Consider the following 14,665-nt stretch of genomic DNA (forward strand, 5'->3'; position numbering starts at 1 on the left):
ATTTAAACGTCATTGCGAGGTACGAAGCAATCCCCGACTTGAAAAGTTACTCTGTATAGTTCGGAGATTGCTTCGTACCTCGCAATGACGGATTCTCTATTAGCTATTCCAGACTTACGAAGTTTTTAGGCGCATACATTCTTCTTAATTAAGCAACTACTTTCAGCGTCTTCTGCACAAATCTCGCTTTCTCTATTGCCTTCTCTCTATCCGCATCAACAATAGTCACATGGCCCATTTTTCTGAATGGTTTAGTTAGTGCCTTGCCGTAAAGGTGTACATATACACCTGGTACATTAAGCACCTTTTCAATGCCTTTATAAATGGCCGGGCCTTCGTAGCCGGCTTCGCCCAGTACGTTTATCATAATGGCGTTGTTGAGGCAGTCGGTATTGCCCAGGGGCTGGTTAAATATGGCCCTTAAATGCTGTTCAAACTGCGATACTACGTTACCCTCAATAGTTTGGTGACCGCTATTGTGCGGTCGTGGGGCCAACTCGTTTACTAATATCTTGCCGTTTTTATCTAAAAACATTTCAACGGCTAACAAGCCAACAATTTTAAGACTCTCGGCTATTTTACGGGCAATTTGCTCGGCTTGTTCATGTACTTCAAATGGAAGTGTGGATGGTGCTATTAAAAACTCCACCAGGTTGGCCTGCGGATTAAATTCCATTTCTACCATCGGGAAGGTGCTGATATCGCCCTTTTCGTTGCGGGCAACTATTACAGCTATCTCTTTTTCAAAATCAATCCATTCCTCTATCAGGCTTGGTTCTTTGAAGGCACCGGCCAGGTATGAGCTATCAACCACTTTATAAACCCCTTTACCATCATAGCCATCTTTACGTAGCTTTTGAATGTAAGGGAACGGGATATAGCTTTGTTGTAACTGCTGCGGCGAAGTAATCACCTGGAAATCGGCCGTGGGTATACCATTCTCTTTAAAGAACTGCTTTTGCAGGCCTTTATCCTGTATGAGCCTGATAATGCGCGATTGCGGGTAAACCAACACGCCTTCTTTCTCCAACTGCTCCAGGGCATCTACGTTTACCTTCTCAATTTCGATGGTAAGGAGATCTACATTTTTGCCGAAATTGTATACAGTTTCATAATCGCCGAGGGAACCTACGGTAAATTCGTCGCAGAGTTTTCGGCAAGGCGCTTCCCTGTCGGGATCGAGAATTTTTACTGTAACGTTGTAATTTATAGCCTGTTGTATCAGCATGCGCCCTAACTGACCGCCGCCCAAGATACCCAATTTAAGATCTCCGTAAAATGCTTTCATTTGATTATGCAAGTTTACCGCAAATCTTTCAAAAAGCCTATATCAATTTAGCAAGGCTAAGCCTTAACCGGCCGGGGATTATTGGGTGTTAAATTTTTGTAGAAGAAGTAAGCCAGCACCAATATAAACGCCGTGACGATAATGATATTGAAAGCCATTTCACTGGCCGGCGTGCCTTTCATAGTTGCAACTTTGATAAGGATGGCCGCGGGTGCCAAAAAACAAGCTATGCCGGCCTTAAGCTTACTTGCCTGAAAGCTTACCGACATAAACAGCCCCGGGAAAGCAATGAGATTTAGGGGTATATTGAATAAAAAACTGCTTAAAACGATAACCTGTATGGCCTTAATATCTGTTGCCGGCGCATTAAATATAAACGACCAAGCGGTTGCCAAAACAATCGTGAGCAAAAAGGAGAAGATGTATGTTCTTAAAAGCAGTTTACCCAGGCCCATAATGTGTTGTAAAAATTTAACCTGCGCAAGTTTACAAAATCAATTATGAAAAATCGGTTAAGATGTCAAAACCAATGAGGTTATACCAGGCCCTTATCATTAATAAGATCTGATTATTTCTGCTTTTTAACCAACAGGTAGTAAAACACAGCGCGTACAACAATGAATATTACACCGGTAAGCAGGTAAACAACTTTATCGGCAGGTGGTAGCTTCAATGTAGCGGCAGTGATAATAAATACCACCGGCCCGGCAAAATATAGCAGCAAACGTACCGCAAGGTTATTCCAGTAAACGGGGTTAACCAAAAACAACGATGGCAACGACATGATGAAGATAATGATATTGAGGAACGCGATCCCCTCAAATATTTTTGGCAGCGCGCTGCTGTAATCCAATCCTTTTTGGGCAACGGCATAGTAAATACTACTGGCCGCGATAGATAATATGACCGAAAATATAAAGGCCTTAAAAAGCGGCCTGGCTAATGCTTTCATAATTGATGCAAATTAATGCAACTAACGGCACAAAGCGCTAATATTAATGTCAAAATCCAAAGAAATTCGCGCCCTTTTCTATTCCTGAAATTCGACCTCAATTAACGAAATTCATGTTATTTAAAACCTTTTCTATAATTATAAGTTATAACATATACAACAAACGATAATTTAAATAACTAAAAAGAAATAATATCAGATAAACTGCTACTCATTTACATTTTATTTATGAACCCGAACAAAAGAAAGATGAACATGAAAAAGTCAGTTTTAATTGCCCTTGCATCATTAACTATCGGATTATTTTCCACTAATGCTTCTGCACAAACTCAACAACAGGACACAGCTAAAACCGCTGCTCCGGCCGCAACACCGGCCGCCCCTTCTGCAGCAACCAGCGATGTTGTTGGCGTGTTAAGCAGCACAACAGATTATGCCCCATTTGCATTGGCAATAAAAACCGCCGGTCTTGAAGCTAATTTAAAAACGCCGGGGCCGTTTACCGTTTTTGCCCCAAATGATGTGGCCTTTAGCAAGGTGCCCAAACCAACTATGGACGATTTAATGAAAGACCAGGGCAAACTGGCCAAACTATTAAAATACCACATAGTTGCAGGCAAATACACCAAAACAGATATTATTAAGGCATTAAGTGCTGGTAAAGGAAAAACCACGCTCAAAACCATTGACGGCGATACTCTTACCCTATCGGTAAATGATAAAAGCAATTTGCAAATCACCGATGCTAAAGGAAATGCCGCGTTGGTGATATCATTTGATACCATGGCATCAAATGGTGTTATCCATGGCTTAAATGGCATATTAATGCCGCAGTAATATTTAAAGTAGATTTTTATTGCAGGTAAACTTCAGCATTTCATAACGCTGTTTATGGTGTGATGAGATGCCGGAGTAATACCGGCAATTGTTAATCAATTTTAAATCCAAGAGGTTCGGTAATAAAATACCGGGCCTTTTTTATTGGTGTCTGTTGTTAAGCCATTGTGTGTGGCTTAATTTATAAACCAATTCGTTTTCTACCGTCTCGGCATATGTAAAACCATTGTTTTCGAGCAATTTCAAAGAGCGCTCATTAGCAGGCAGTAAACAGGCGGTTATCGCACTCAATTTCATTACTTCAAAACCGTAGGCAAGCACATTATCTATGGTTTCTTTCATAAGGCCTTTGCCTTGTTCGGCGGGGAGCAACTCATAGCCAATTTCGGCTGTGGCGACGACATAATCCAGGTTCCAAAAACAAATTGTGCCAATAACGCAGCTTGTTTCTTTTAAAACAATACCCCAGTAAACACTTTTTTTATCTTCCCAATCCTGCTGCCTTGAAGCTATAAAGCCAAGCACATGTTGAAGCGGTTGGTTTGAGCTGCGACCAATAAAACGATTAATATCTTCATTATTACGAATGGCTAATAATTGATTGCCGTCGGCTTCGGTTAGCTCGCGACACACCAAACGCGGGGTATGCAAAACAGGGAAGTCCGTAGTTGGGAACTGGATAGCCATTATTTTTTGGGAGAAAATTTTGCCGACCAGTATTTTTTATCGGCCACCAGTGCTATAGGCAGCCCGATGCACACAATCAGTATAGCCAGGCCGGTTAACGCGGTTTCTATTTTGATGCGGTGAAAACCGATTTTACTAAGCGGCACTACGCCCAGGTTCATCACCATCCAGGCGATAACGCCGTAAATAACACCTATAAGGTACTTATTGCGCAACACTTTATCAAAGTGCGAATACAACAGATAAAACACCATGCTGAACGCGAAAGCGATAACGTAATGAAAAATTATACCGGCTACCACCATTTCGTTACCTCCGTTCATGGCAGCCTGCCCAAAAGCGCCATAGGCTATAAACTTGAAGATGATACCCGCTACTATTTTTTTGTTGATAATATAACTCCATATAATAGCCGCCATAGCATCAAGGGTGCCTGTTAAAAAGCCAAGCCATAAAATAGTAAGAATGGCATTTTTACGGGCGGGAATGATATTGCTGGCAGCCATAATGGTGTATTTTGATGATTGAATTTTTAAAAACCTCTAACGCCATTTCAACGAAAGGTGAGCTTGCATATCCGCGCAAACGCTTACAGAAACCCCTACCTCCTCCTTCCCCAAGGAAGGAATCGCGCACGTCCTCCGCTTTGTTTCCTTCGGATATTCATTGTTTTTAACGGCATAAAGTTATGCTTTTTATAAAAAATACAGTATCAGGGTAACTTATTTACTACATGTAAATAATCTGTAAAAACTGATGCTTATTTTTATAGAGTGAATACCATAGAGGTGCCGCAGCTGCTAAGCAAAAAACTATACCGTAAACTGGTTTTTAAACCAGCGGGCCTGGTTATTGAAAAGCCTAACAGCTTTATGCCTACCGACTTGATACCCATGGAATACGTCCCGGCCGAAAATATGCTGGCTTTCAGGTACGGCATCAAGTGGACCCGAGGCTATCGTTTTGTATTTGGCAGGCAGTATTTTGTGGAGATCAGGAACGAGGATAAAAACGTTTGCCGCCTAAAACTGGGTAGCTATTACAGCATCCGTAAAGATCTTTATGGCAAACTATGGAATGATATTATTCACCAGTTATGGAAAAATTACTTTGTAAATATTTACAACTACTATTACGATCTGTATAAAATTCACCAAACGTTTGAGCTTTGCGGTATCGGCTTCCATTTTGATGGCATAGGCTGGGATTTACAAAACATTTTAAGCTGGGATGACATAGCCATCAGCAGTTACTACCATTACTTCATGATCTACAATCGGCATAACAAAGCGCAACGCCAAAGCCGCAGCTTTGCCACCGATTGGAACGCCGTGATCCTGCAGGTACTCATCAAAGAAATTGTGAAAGAACGAAACGTTTTACAGAGTTAAACTTGATTTACGGTTCGCTCCTGCTTGCTAAAATCTTTTTTTGCCCCGCGCGGCAGGTTGCGGCGAACAGACCTCCACTCTTCTCCAATTCGCCCTGTTGTTTTACAAAACACAAACAACTAACAATAAACAAGTTAACAAAAACTTTACAAAATATTGATATTTTTTTTGCTTGGCCTAACCAAATTCCTATATTTGCGACCTCAAAAAACACCAACGCGAAAGTAGCTCAGTTGGTAGAGCACGACCTTGCCAAGGTCGGGGTCGCGAGTTCGAATCTCGTCTTTCGCTCCAAAGCCTTCTCTTAATCGGGGAGGCTTTTTTATTGCCGGAATTTTTCCTTTCCGGGCCAGGAAAATCGCTTTTAGTATTTGGGTATAAGGTAAACTCTTTCAATGAGCACAATAGGTAGCCGCTATGCGGCATAACTTGCCTGGGCGATCTTTTCTACAAACAGGTAGCCGCCATGCGGCATGATTTCGTCTTATTGGATATTCGATGCCGCATAGCGGCTACCTGTTTGTAGTACAAATATTTTATTTTTTTTGCTCCATAGGAGCTACCTTTCTTTACGCAAATCTTTAAAGGCGATTTCTCTGAACTCGGTTTAACAAATATGAAGCCTTGCAAAAGAAAATACTTTACTTTGATCAAAATTCAAAACCAATGGCTACCTCTGCTAACAACATATTAATTGCCAAAGCCGCCGCTTTTAAAGCCCTCCATGAGCAACCCGGTATTTTTGTAGTGCCCAATCCCTGGGATACAGGCACGGCAAAGGTTTTACAAATGATGGGCTTCAAAGCTTTAGCTACCACAAGCGCGGGCCTTGCCTATATTTTGGGTAAACCGGATGGACATGCATCCATTACCCGCCAGGAAACGCTGCAAAACGCGCAGAGTGTAGTTAACGCAACTACTTTACCCGTATCGGCCGATTTAGAAAACGGCTTTGGCCATGAGCCTGAACAATGCGCCGAAACCATTTTATTGGCAGCCAACATCGGCCTCGCGGGCGGTTCTACTGAAGATGCCACAGGTAATCCGGCCGATCCTATTTATCCGTTTTAGTTGGCTGTCGAACGTGTAAAAGCAGCCGTAGCGGCAACAAAAAGCCTGCCCTACCCTTTTATGTTGACGGCCAGGGCCGAAAACCTGATTCATGGTAAACTGGATTTGAAAGATACTATTAAGCGATTAGTGGTATTTGCCGGTGCCGATGTACTTTTTGCCCCCGGCCTTAAAACCGCTGCCGATATAACCACTGTTGTAAAAGCCATAGCCCCTAAACCTGTTAACGTAATTATGGGCATACCGGGCACTAACTTTTCGCTGCACCAACTGGAAGATCTGGGTGTGAAAAGGGTAAGCTTAGGTTCGTCATTAGCCCGGGCGGCCTACGGCGCGTTCTTCAGGGCGGCCGAAGAAATAATCGGTTCCGGTACCTTTGATTTTGCTAATGAAGCTAAAACATATGCCGAAATGAATAACCTGTTCAAATCATAAACATGCCTTTACAAAACCGCGTTGACCCAAAAGCAAATATCATCACCACCCCTGCCCGTGGCGCGTGGTTGGGCAACCGTGGCGTAATCCATAACGTGCAACAGCAAATAGTACGCCCGTTTAAAGTAAAGGCCTGGATTATTTGCGCGCTGCAATTCAGGGGCCGCCACCGGGAGGTGATGATGCCCGACCGCTGGACCGAGCTTTTCTTTTTTGATGAAGCTACCGCCTTTTCGGCCGGGCATCGCCCCTGCTTTCAATGCCGTTACCAGGACCATCAGCATTTTAAAACAGCCTGGCTTAAAGGTAATCCCCAATATGGTTTTACTGATAAAACGCCGATCAGCGAAATAGACAACATTATCCACGCGGAAAGGATAACTAAGGGAACTAAAGTAACTTATGAAGATCAGCTTCAAAAGCTGCCATCCGGCACTTTTATCGAACTAAATACAGAACCCTATTTGCTCGCAAACAATTCAGTTTACCGATGGACATCCTTTGGCTATGAGGATGCGGAACCTTTCCTCATAAACCAAACGGTCACTGTGCTAACGCCTAAATCTGTTGTTAACACGTTTAAGGCAGGTTATAAACCGCAAATCGGCTTACCAGAAAAACCCTGATTTTTATCACTTTATCGCATCTTTCTGTTTAATAGTCCCGTACAAGTAAGTAATGACGCTTAATTCTAAGCATCAGCTATCTAACCAATTTATTCACGTTTTGCATTTTGAGTTTATGTTAATAGCTCTTTTAATTGGCTATCTTGTGCGCACAGGGAAAATAGCGGCGGTAAAAAATTGGGGTGGAATAGTAATTTCGAGCGCAAGGATACGCGGTCTTTGAAAGGTAAAATATGTTATAAATTCCAGACTTACGAAGTTTTAAAAACTTCGTAAGTCTTGCAGCCGCGCTTAGGTATCCCAACTCATCCTCCCCGGAAAGAAAGATTAGCGGATGCAATAAACCTTTTGTCTTTTCAATTGTCAGATACCTAAACTATTATTTACTAATCTACACAAAATGAAAAATTTGTTGAAAATTAAAAAAGCTGTATTAACCTTATCACTCATCGTTATTGCGGCCTCTTCATTTGCCCAGGTTAGCATAGGCGTAAGTATTAGTGCGCGCATAGCGCCACCGGCTTTACCGGTGTATGAACAACCCGTAATTCCGGGCGATGGTTACATCTGGACGCCCGGTTACTGGGCCTATGGCGATGATGGTTACTATTGGGTACCCGGTGTATGGGTAAGGCCGCCACACTATGGTTTGTTGTGGACTCCCGCCTATTGGGGTTTCGAGGGTGGTGTATACGGTTTCCATGCCGGCTATTGGGGCCCACACGTAGGTTTTTATGGGGGTATTAATTATGGCTTTGGCTACGGCGGCGTAGGCTTTGGCGGCGGCGTTTGGGCCGGTAACGTTTTTAGGTATAATACTGCGGTTACCAACGTAAATACTACCATTATTCATAACACCTATGTAAACCGCACGGTTATTAACAACACCACTATAAATAACCACACCAGTTTTAACGGACCAGGCGGTGTTAATGCCAGGGCTACCGAACAGGAGCGCACCGCCATGAACGAGCATCATGAGCAGGCTACTTCCGAGCAGCAAAACCACATGCAAACAGCAAGTCATGACCGTAACCAGTTTGCATCTGTAAATAACGGCCGGCCAGCTACAACCGCTATGAACAGGGTTAACGGCCGCAGCTACAACCAGCAGGGGCGTATTGCCAACGGCATGTCAAACGGTAGCCTAACCGCCGGCGAATCAAAAAACCTGGAAAGAAAAGAACAAAACATTAACCAGGAAAAACGCGACGACAGACAAGCCAACGATGGCCGTTTAACCTCACAGGAAAAAGAGCATATCAATAACCAGCAAAACAAGGTTAGCAACGATATTAATGCCGATAAACACAACGCCAACAACGCTCAATACGGCGATAACCGGGTGGGTCAGCGACGTTATAACCAACAACAACGTATAGCCAATGGCGTACGCAACGGCCAATTAAACGCCGGTGAAGCTGCCAATTCCGAAAACAGGCAGCAAAACATCAATCGCCAGGTACGTGCCGACAGGCAGGCCAATGGTGGTGGTCTTAATAACAGACAAGCCCGAATGATCAATCGTCAGCAAAATCAGGCCAGCAGGCAAATACATGCCCGCAGGCACGGATAATTAATATTGACCACTATTAAAAACAAAAGCCGCTTACTGCAAAGCGGCTTTTGTTTTTTAGCAATTATTAAATCAACTTAATGCGGTCATTCATGCTTTCAAATACAGCTTCGCGTTTTTCGCGCAAGCCGGCCGACATACCTACCGTAGCTTCATAAACATCATTCCTGATAGCATCCATAGCGCCGGCAATAAACTCACTAACAGGGATACCACCGTGCGATTGGCTTTTGTCTGCCCGCCTATCGTGCCCTAATTCGGTATCTACCGATGGCGGGGCAATTTCAAATACCTTAATACCGATATCTTTAAGCTGATATCTGAGCGATAACGTAAATGAATGCATAGCGGCCTTTGTAGCGCAATAAATTGGCATTAAAGCGATAGGGACAAATGCCAGCCCCGATGTAACATTCATGATAGTGGCATTTGCATTTTCACCTAAAATGGGTACAAACAACGACCCTAAGTGTACCGGGGCGATAAAATTGGTTTCTATTTCAGGAGCAATCCTATCCAAATCCAAAGGGGTTTTCAAATCCACCACCAGCTGAACGCCCGCGTTATTGATGAGAATATTTGTTTCGGGATGGTTTTGCTTAACCCAATCGGCCAGTTCAGTCCGTTGTGCAGCGTCTACTACGTCGGATAATTTGGTAATAATGCCGGGCAGCCTTTTACTGATCTCCTCCAGCCTATCGGCTCGCCTGCCGGTAATGATCACCTGGTTGCCTTCTTTTATAAACTCTTCGGCAAAAGCCAGGCCAATGCCCGATGTTCCGCCTGTTATTAAAATGGTGTTTCCTTTGATATTCATTTTGGTATTTTAGTTTGATATTACAAATATCAAACTAAAATCATGCTTCCAAATTGCAAACTTCAATCCATCTTTTGCAAATTTCAATCATCAACAAACAATCCAATATATTTATTCAGGCTGCGCGGCACTTGGCGTATCCGGAAGTTGATTTTTTGCCGCCGCGATGGCTTTCGCTTCCGCAATGCCATTTTCAGGAAAAAGCAGTTGTATTTCTTTTTGCGACTGGGCTATTTCAATACCTTCTTTGTTAAACGCCAGGTAAATCTCCCGCATTACATCACTTTTTAACCGCGACCATCTGTTGATATCGGCAGCCCAAAACAAAACACGAAACTCCACCGCGGCATCGCTAAAGTTATTTAAAAATATAGCCGGCGATGGGCTTTTCATAATATCGGCATGTTCATTAACTATTGAGGAAAGCAAATCCTCAACCTTAACAACATCAGAGCCATAAACAACACGTATAATTAATTCAACCCTGCGGTTATTGTCGGTCAGCGTCCAGTTAACAACGTGTTGCGAAATCAAATCCCCGTTGGGCACAATCAACTCAGAGCCATCGCCACATTCTATTTTGCTTGAGCGAATACCAATTTCTTTAATGGTGCCCGATTTGCCGCTTACCTCTATAATATCGCCTACCTGAACCGGTTTTTCAAAGGCCAGTATCACACCCGACACCAGGTTGTTTACAATGTTTTGTAAACCAAAACCAATACCTACACCCAATGCGCCAATAATAATGGTTACCCTATCCATTGGGATACCGGCGGCGGTTATCGCCACAAAAAAACCAACAACAAATACCGTTAGCCTGATGAGTAATATGGACGACCGTGTTTTTTTTGCCTGTGGCGTAAGCTTTGTTTGTTGCCCTGCAAAATCATAAAAATAGCTTATTACCCGCGCCAACAAGCCCGAAAGCCAGATAACTATAATAAACACCAGCACACTCCTAAACGTGAACGCCGTACTGCTAATTTGGTACGGATGGTTTAAAAAATCGTTTATGGTATCGTACAGGTAATCATCAATAGTTAAGTTTTTTGCCAACGCCAAAAGCCATAATACTGATGTTATTTTTATTAAAACACCTTTAAATTTCTTTTGAACAACCTTAAAATCAATATACGAGATAAAATTTTGGCTATTGGCGGTTTTGTTAGCCTCCAGCTGTAAAAACAGGCTTTCCATCAATATTTGCACCACCAGGTAAAAGCCCATGGCCAGGCATAAATTTAAAGTAGCAGATACCCCCATTATTTTTGCCAGACTAAAACGGCCCAACACGTTCAGCAAAACCGAAACCAGCTGCAACCCAATAAATACCCGTATTATTATCCTTAGGTGTGGCGGATAAATATCTGTAGATGATTTTAATAGTTTAGCAAACTTTACCGAAAAGAAGATAACGTAACCCGATAACAGCAATAATACAACGCGATCAAAATCGGTATTGAGGATCAGTAAACTGCTCAACGCGAAAACTACTGCTGCGCCCAAAAGAAGCGTCCAGAATTTATATAAGGGTTTGGGCCATACGTCCTTAATTAAAAAGCCAATCATCCCAGTTGTAATAAGCAACATGATATGCAAAAATACCTGTGTGGCGTGATCATAAAAAAACGGCGCGAGTACACTGATAACCATAATAGCAGATAGGTACGGATGTTTTACCACGTAACTGGTTTCATCAACTATTTTTTGATGCACATTGCCTGTTTTGGCAACTTTGCGCCGGCTATTGATTAACCAGCCCAGGAAAGCCAGCAACAAAAATATGGTGATGAAATGCCCTTTATAGTTTGATTGGTTAGTTAAAAAATAACGAAACAACCTGGAATTGAGCTTATAACTACGGACAAGCGCGGTATCAAGCCGCTGCTTACTTCCCTCTTTATGGATGTTCCAGATGTAACCGTACTCGTTATCCATGGCTTTAAGAGTGAAGTCATGAATCTTTAAATCTATCCTATCGTCAACATCTATCAGCAAAATGGTTAATGACGATACACGGTTTTCCAACAGTCCAATTTTAATGATAGCCTTTTCGGTGCTATCATCAAGGCTTTTCCACTTACGCTCCAGGCTTTGTACCTGGATGAAGCTTTTCAATCTCAAACTGCTATCAGCAGGGGCAGTTCTTAAAACGGTGTCTTTTTTAAAATCGGCAATATCTGAATGGATCTTATCAAGCTGGTTATTGTAGGCCGTAAGCTGGTCTTCCCATGAATTTAGCTGATCTTTTAAATGATCAACCATTCCCCTTATTGATACCAGGAAACCCATGGTAGTGGAGTTATCTATGGCTTTACGCATCAGGGCCATGCGTTTCTCTAAAGTCGGCAATTGCTGGCTTATATCTAAAGTATCAAAACCGCGTGCCAGATCGGAGTTGGTTTCTACATAAGTGGATGTATAGTCTTCAATTTTACCCAACAATACGTTCACTGAACCATCGGAGTGTTTAAACGACCGGATAACGGAATCTCTTTGCAATACTTTTTCCCGTAAAGAATCCCTTAGCGTATGATGTCCTTTTTTCTTTTTGGTTTGCGCGAATGAATTTTGAGGGGGCAGCAACAAAAACAAGCCAACAATAAAAATGATAAGCAATTTCAATCTTTCAGACATCGGTATAATTTTATATAGGGAATGATTGTACAAGTATTAAAATCCTAAAGGTTATGCAAAGCTACTGATAATAGTACGTTACAGTAACGGCAATAATTCAAAGATATCATATTGCTATATGTACTTGTTTATAGCAGCCTTTACCTGTACTTAACACAAATTTTAATGTATTGCTATATTTTTCAAGTAAAATATCCTGGCTATTTATTTTATGAAATTAAGTTATTTAACTTTATGAACAATCTTAACCAATACTTATGAGCATATTAACCGAACCTATCGGGAGCATTCCGCGCCCGGTTTACTTACAACAAGCCATGACCGCCTTTGCCGGCGGCCAAATTCAACAAGCCGAATTATCAACTCTTTTTGACAAAGCCACCCAGGAAACCATTAAAGAACTGGAAGCCACCGGTTCGCCCGTGATATCAGATGGAGAACAATCTAAACCCAGTTTTGTTACCTACCCCATGCAGGGGTTTAAACACTTTGCTGCCGATGGCGTGGTGATTCCTTTTGCCGATGGTCATACCCGTCAGTTGCCAAAGCTTACCGGTGGCCCGTTTCACTACACTACATTTGCTAATAGCTACCTGCAAAAGGCCAGGCAATATTCGTCTTTGCCTATTAAGCAGGCGGTTATTTCCTGCTCGGCTATGAGTTTGCTTTATCCACAGGAAGGTATTGACGGCTACAGCCGCGATCAATTCCTGTCCGACCTGGTGAATGACGCTGTTTACGACATCCGGTCGTGTTTAGATAGCAGTGCTTACAACGTTCAGATAGATTTTACAGAAGCCCGCCTGGCTATAAAATTAGACCCAAGCAAGCAATTGTTAGCTGCCTTTATTGATCTTAACAACCAAGTGTTAGACCACTTTACCGCCGAAGAGCAGAAAAAGATAGGTGTACACACCTGCCCTGGTGGTGATCATGATTCAACCCATAGTGCAGATATTCCGTATGCCGAACTGTTGCCATTATTGTTTAAACTGCACGCCGGCAATTTTTATATGGAATATGCTGCCGAAAAGGATAAACCATCGGTACTTGAGGCTATTAAAGAAAGCCTGGGCAGCAACCAGCGCATCTTTTTAGGGGTTACCGACGTGCTTAACCCGCAGGTAGAAACTGCAGGCCAAATAAGCGACCTGATTTTAGAAGCCGCCGAAATTATCCCCATTAGCCAGTTAGGCACTACAGACGACTGTGGCTTTTCTCCTTTTGGCGATGATATCAGTACAGCCCGCGAAATAGCATTTGCCAAGATCCGCGCCCGCGTTGAGGGCACTAAACTGGCAGAGCAAATACTTTCAAAATAACAGTCACTGTAAAGCCACGAAAGCCCGGGCGTACGAAAGACTTACGAAGTTTTAAAAACTTCGTAAGTCTCGCTTCTACAATCTAAAAAAACAAGAGCGTAAAACGCCCCAAATTTATCGCTATTTACCTTCTTAATTCCTGGTATTAAAAATACATTTGTATCAAATACCCCCAACATTTAAAACCGACAACCATGGAAATGTTAAAAGATTCGATATTTTGGGCCGAGATACCTGTTACTGACTTTGACCGCGCCAAGCAGTTTTACAGTGCTATATATGATTATGACATGCCCGAAATTATGATGGGACCAAACCGCATGGGCTTTTTACTGCATGAGCGTGGCGTGGGTATAGGTGTAGCCATTGTACAAGGCAAAGGGTACACACCATCAAAAGACGGCGCAAAAATTTACCTGAACGGCGGCAGCGACCTGGACCTGGTACTAAACCGCGTTGAAAACGCCGGGGGCAAAGTTATTATGCCCAAAACGCAAATTTCGCCCCAGTTTGGTTGTTTGGGGGTATTTGAGGATAGCGAGGGGAATTTACTTTCGATACACTCGGCTTGATAAAGAATTATCTTAAACAAAAAGAAGCGTCATTGCGAGTTGTAAAATCCGCAGACTCTGAAGATGGAGATGATGCAAGAACTACTCTCTCCATCCTGTCATTCATCCTGTCATTCTGAGGAACGAAGAATCTTCTTCACTATAAAAGCCTGTAATTAGCAGGGCGAAGAAGATCCTTCGTTCCTACCCATGACAAGTTATGTTTTAAAGTAAGGCGGCCTGTCACCCTGAGCCTGTCGAAGGGTCGCGCGCAGAGGCCTTCGCCCACGTGCTTCGACAGGCTCAGCATGACCCCATTTTTTTGATGTTGTCATTTCACTTTCAGAGTCCCTGGATTTACAAACTCAGGATGACAAATCGTTTTTATAATACGTCATGGGTAGAAGGAACGACGAAGCAATGACGCTTGTTTTTGTGCTCTCTTGCCACGAGTTTAAGTTACGCTAACCTT

Annotated in this window: 13 protein-coding genes, 1 tRNA gene and 1 pseudogene; 8 read left to right on the plus strand and 7 right to left on the minus strand. The window is 42.7% G+C overall.

Annotation, left to right across the window (positions count from 1 at the left end; translation table 11 throughout):
- Positions 1–148: 148 nt before the first annotated feature.
- From QWZ17_RS04445 to QWZ17_RS04455, 3 genes are all read right to left on the minus strand, one after another.
- Positions 149–1,288: a 5-(carboxyamino)imidazole ribonucleotide synthase gene (locus QWZ17_RS04445; RefSeq protein WP_290303743.1), complete on the minus strand. Its 1,140-nt coding sequence runs from the start codon at positions 1,286–1,288 to the stop codon at positions 149–151.
- 56 nt (positions 1,289–1,344) lie between these two features.
- Positions 1,345–1,743 carry a hypothetical protein gene (locus QWZ17_RS04450; protein ID WP_290303744.1) on the minus strand — a complete coding sequence of 133 codons (399 nt, stop codon included), beginning with the start codon at positions 1,741–1,743 and terminating at the stop codon, positions 1,345–1,347.
- Between the two features lie 113 nt (positions 1,744–1,856).
- Positions 1,857–2,240 (minus strand): hypothetical protein, encoded by a 384-nt coding sequence (locus QWZ17_RS04455; RefSeq protein WP_290303745.1) that lies wholly within the window; start codon positions 2,238–2,240, stop codon positions 1,857–1,859.
- 255 nt (positions 2,241–2,495) lie between these two features.
- On the opposite strand from QWZ17_RS04455, the gene QWZ17_RS04460 reads away from it, so the two are divergent.
- Positions 2,496–3,077 carry a fasciclin domain-containing protein gene (locus tag QWZ17_RS04460; RefSeq protein WP_290303746.1) on the plus strand — a complete coding sequence of 194 codons (582 nt, stop codon included), beginning with the start codon at positions 2,496–2,498 and terminating at the stop codon, positions 3,075–3,077.
- Between the two features lie 141 nt (positions 3,078–3,218).
- On the opposite strand, the gene QWZ17_RS04465 is transcribed toward QWZ17_RS04460, so the two are convergent.
- Positions 3,219–3,764 carry a GNAT family N-acetyltransferase gene (locus QWZ17_RS04465; protein WP_290303747.1) on the minus strand — a complete coding sequence of 182 codons (546 nt, stop codon included), beginning with the start codon at positions 3,762–3,764 and terminating at the stop codon, positions 3,219–3,221.
- Positions 3,764–4,270 (minus strand): hypothetical protein, encoded by a 507-nt coding sequence (locus QWZ17_RS04470; protein WP_290303748.1) that lies wholly within the window; start codon positions 4,268–4,270, stop codon positions 3,764–3,766. Before QWZ17_RS04470 ends, QWZ17_RS04465 begins: the two co-directional genes overlap by 1 nt.
- Before the next feature lie 267 nt (positions 4,271–4,537).
- On the opposite strand from QWZ17_RS04470, the gene QWZ17_RS04475 reads away from it, so the two are divergent.
- The 5 genes and pseudogenes from QWZ17_RS04475 to QWZ17_RS04495 all read left to right on the plus strand — a co-directional run bounded on the left by QWZ17_RS04475 (position 4,538) and on the right by QWZ17_RS04495 (position 8,863).
- Complete coding sequence (locus tag QWZ17_RS04475) at positions 4,538–5,155, plus strand: hypothetical protein (protein ID WP_290303749.1); 618 nt, start codon at positions 4,538–4,540, stop codon at positions 5,153–5,155.
- A gap of 218 nt (positions 5,156–5,373) precedes the next feature.
- A tRNA-Gly gene (locus QWZ17_RS04480) sits at positions 5,374–5,449 on the plus strand.
- 372 nt (positions 5,450–5,821) lie between these two features.
- A pseudogene (locus tag QWZ17_RS04485) lies at positions 5,822–6,661 on the plus strand (isocitrate lyase/PEP mutase family protein).
- Positions 6,662–6,663: 2 nt separating this feature from the next.
- Positions 6,664–7,287, plus strand: coding sequence for a hypothetical protein (locus QWZ17_RS04490; protein ID WP_290303750.1), 624 nt, complete (start codon positions 6,664–6,666; stop codon positions 7,285–7,287).
- Between the two features lie 400 nt (positions 7,288–7,687).
- On the plus strand, positions 7,688–8,863 hold the full coding sequence (locus QWZ17_RS04495; RefSeq protein ID WP_290303751.1) for a hypothetical protein: 1,176 nt from the start codon (positions 7,688–7,690) through the stop codon (positions 8,861–8,863).
- 67 nt (positions 8,864–8,930) lie between these two features.
- On the opposite strand, the gene QWZ17_RS04500 is transcribed toward QWZ17_RS04495, so the two are convergent.
- Positions 8,931–9,680: an SDR family oxidoreductase gene (locus QWZ17_RS04500; RefSeq protein WP_290303752.1), complete on the minus strand. Its 750-nt coding sequence runs from the start codon at positions 9,678–9,680 to the stop codon at positions 8,931–8,933.
- 111 nt (positions 9,681–9,791) lie between these two features.
- Positions 9,792–12,320 carry a mechanosensitive ion channel family protein gene (locus QWZ17_RS04505; protein ID WP_290303753.1) on the minus strand — a complete coding sequence of 843 codons (2,529 nt, stop codon included), beginning with the start codon at positions 12,318–12,320 and terminating at the stop codon, positions 9,792–9,794.
- A gap of 257 nt (positions 12,321–12,577) precedes the next feature.
- Here QWZ17_RS04505 and QWZ17_RS04510 point away from each other — a divergent pair, with 257 nt between their 5' ends.
- Together QWZ17_RS04510 and QWZ17_RS04515 are read left to right on the plus strand one after the other, a co-directional pair.
- Positions 12,578–13,642: a cobalamin-independent methionine synthase II family protein gene (locus QWZ17_RS04510; protein ID WP_290303755.1), complete on the plus strand. Its 1,065-nt coding sequence runs from the start codon at positions 12,578–12,580 to the stop codon at positions 13,640–13,642.
- Positions 13,643–13,836: 194 nt separating this feature from the next.
- Positions 13,837–14,214, plus strand: a complete 378-nt coding sequence (locus QWZ17_RS04515) for a VOC family protein (RefSeq protein WP_290303756.1) — start codon at positions 13,837–13,839, stop codon at positions 14,212–14,214.
- Positions 14,215–14,665: the final 451 nt, after the last annotated feature.

The sequence above is a fragment of the Mucilaginibacter flavus genome, from assembly GCF_030409315.1.
Classification (GTDB): Bacteria; Bacteroidota; Bacteroidia; order Sphingobacteriales; family Sphingobacteriaceae; genus Mucilaginibacter; species Mucilaginibacter flavus.

Coding starts and splice junctions, on each gene's coding strand:
- QWZ17_RS04445 (WP_290303743.1), bottom strand. CDS start 1,288: ATGAAAGCATTTTACGGAGATCTTAAATTGGGTATCTTGGGCGGCGGT.
- QWZ17_RS04450 (WP_290303744.1), bottom strand. CDS start 1,743: ATGGGCCTGGGTAAACTGCTTTTAAGAACATACATCTTCTCCTTTTTG.
- QWZ17_RS04455 (WP_290303745.1), bottom strand. CDS start 2,240: ATGAAAGCATTAGCCAGGCCGCTTTTTAAGGCCTTTATATTTTCGGTC.
- QWZ17_RS04460 (WP_290303746.1), top strand. CDS start 2,496: ATGAAAAAGTCAGTTTTAATTGCCCTTGCATCATTAACTATCGGATTA.
- QWZ17_RS04465 (WP_290303747.1), bottom strand. CDS start 3,764: ATGGCTATCCAGTTCCCAACTACGGACTTCCCTGTTTTGCATACCCCG.
- QWZ17_RS04470 (WP_290303748.1), bottom strand. CDS start 4,270: ATGGCTGCCAGCAATATCATTCCCGCCCGTAAAAATGCCATTCTTACT.
- QWZ17_RS04490 (WP_290303750.1), top strand. CDS start 6,664: ATGCCTTTACAAAACCGCGTTGACCCAAAAGCAAATATCATCACCACC.
- QWZ17_RS04495 (WP_290303751.1), top strand. CDS start 7,688: ATGAAAAATTTGTTGAAAATTAAAAAAGCTGTATTAACCTTATCACTC.
- QWZ17_RS04500 (WP_290303752.1), bottom strand. CDS start 9,680: ATGAATATCAAAGGAAACACCATTTTAATAACAGGCGGAACATCGGGC.
- QWZ17_RS04505 (WP_290303753.1), bottom strand. CDS start 12,320: ATGTCTGAAAGATTGAAATTGCTTATCATTTTTATTGTTGGCTTGTTT.
- QWZ17_RS04510 (WP_290303755.1), top strand. CDS start 12,578: ATGAGCATATTAACCGAACCTATCGGGAGCATTCCGCGCCCGGTTTAC.
- QWZ17_RS04515 (WP_290303756.1), top strand. CDS start 13,837: ATGGAAATGTTAAAAGATTCGATATTTTGGGCCGAGATACCTGTTACT.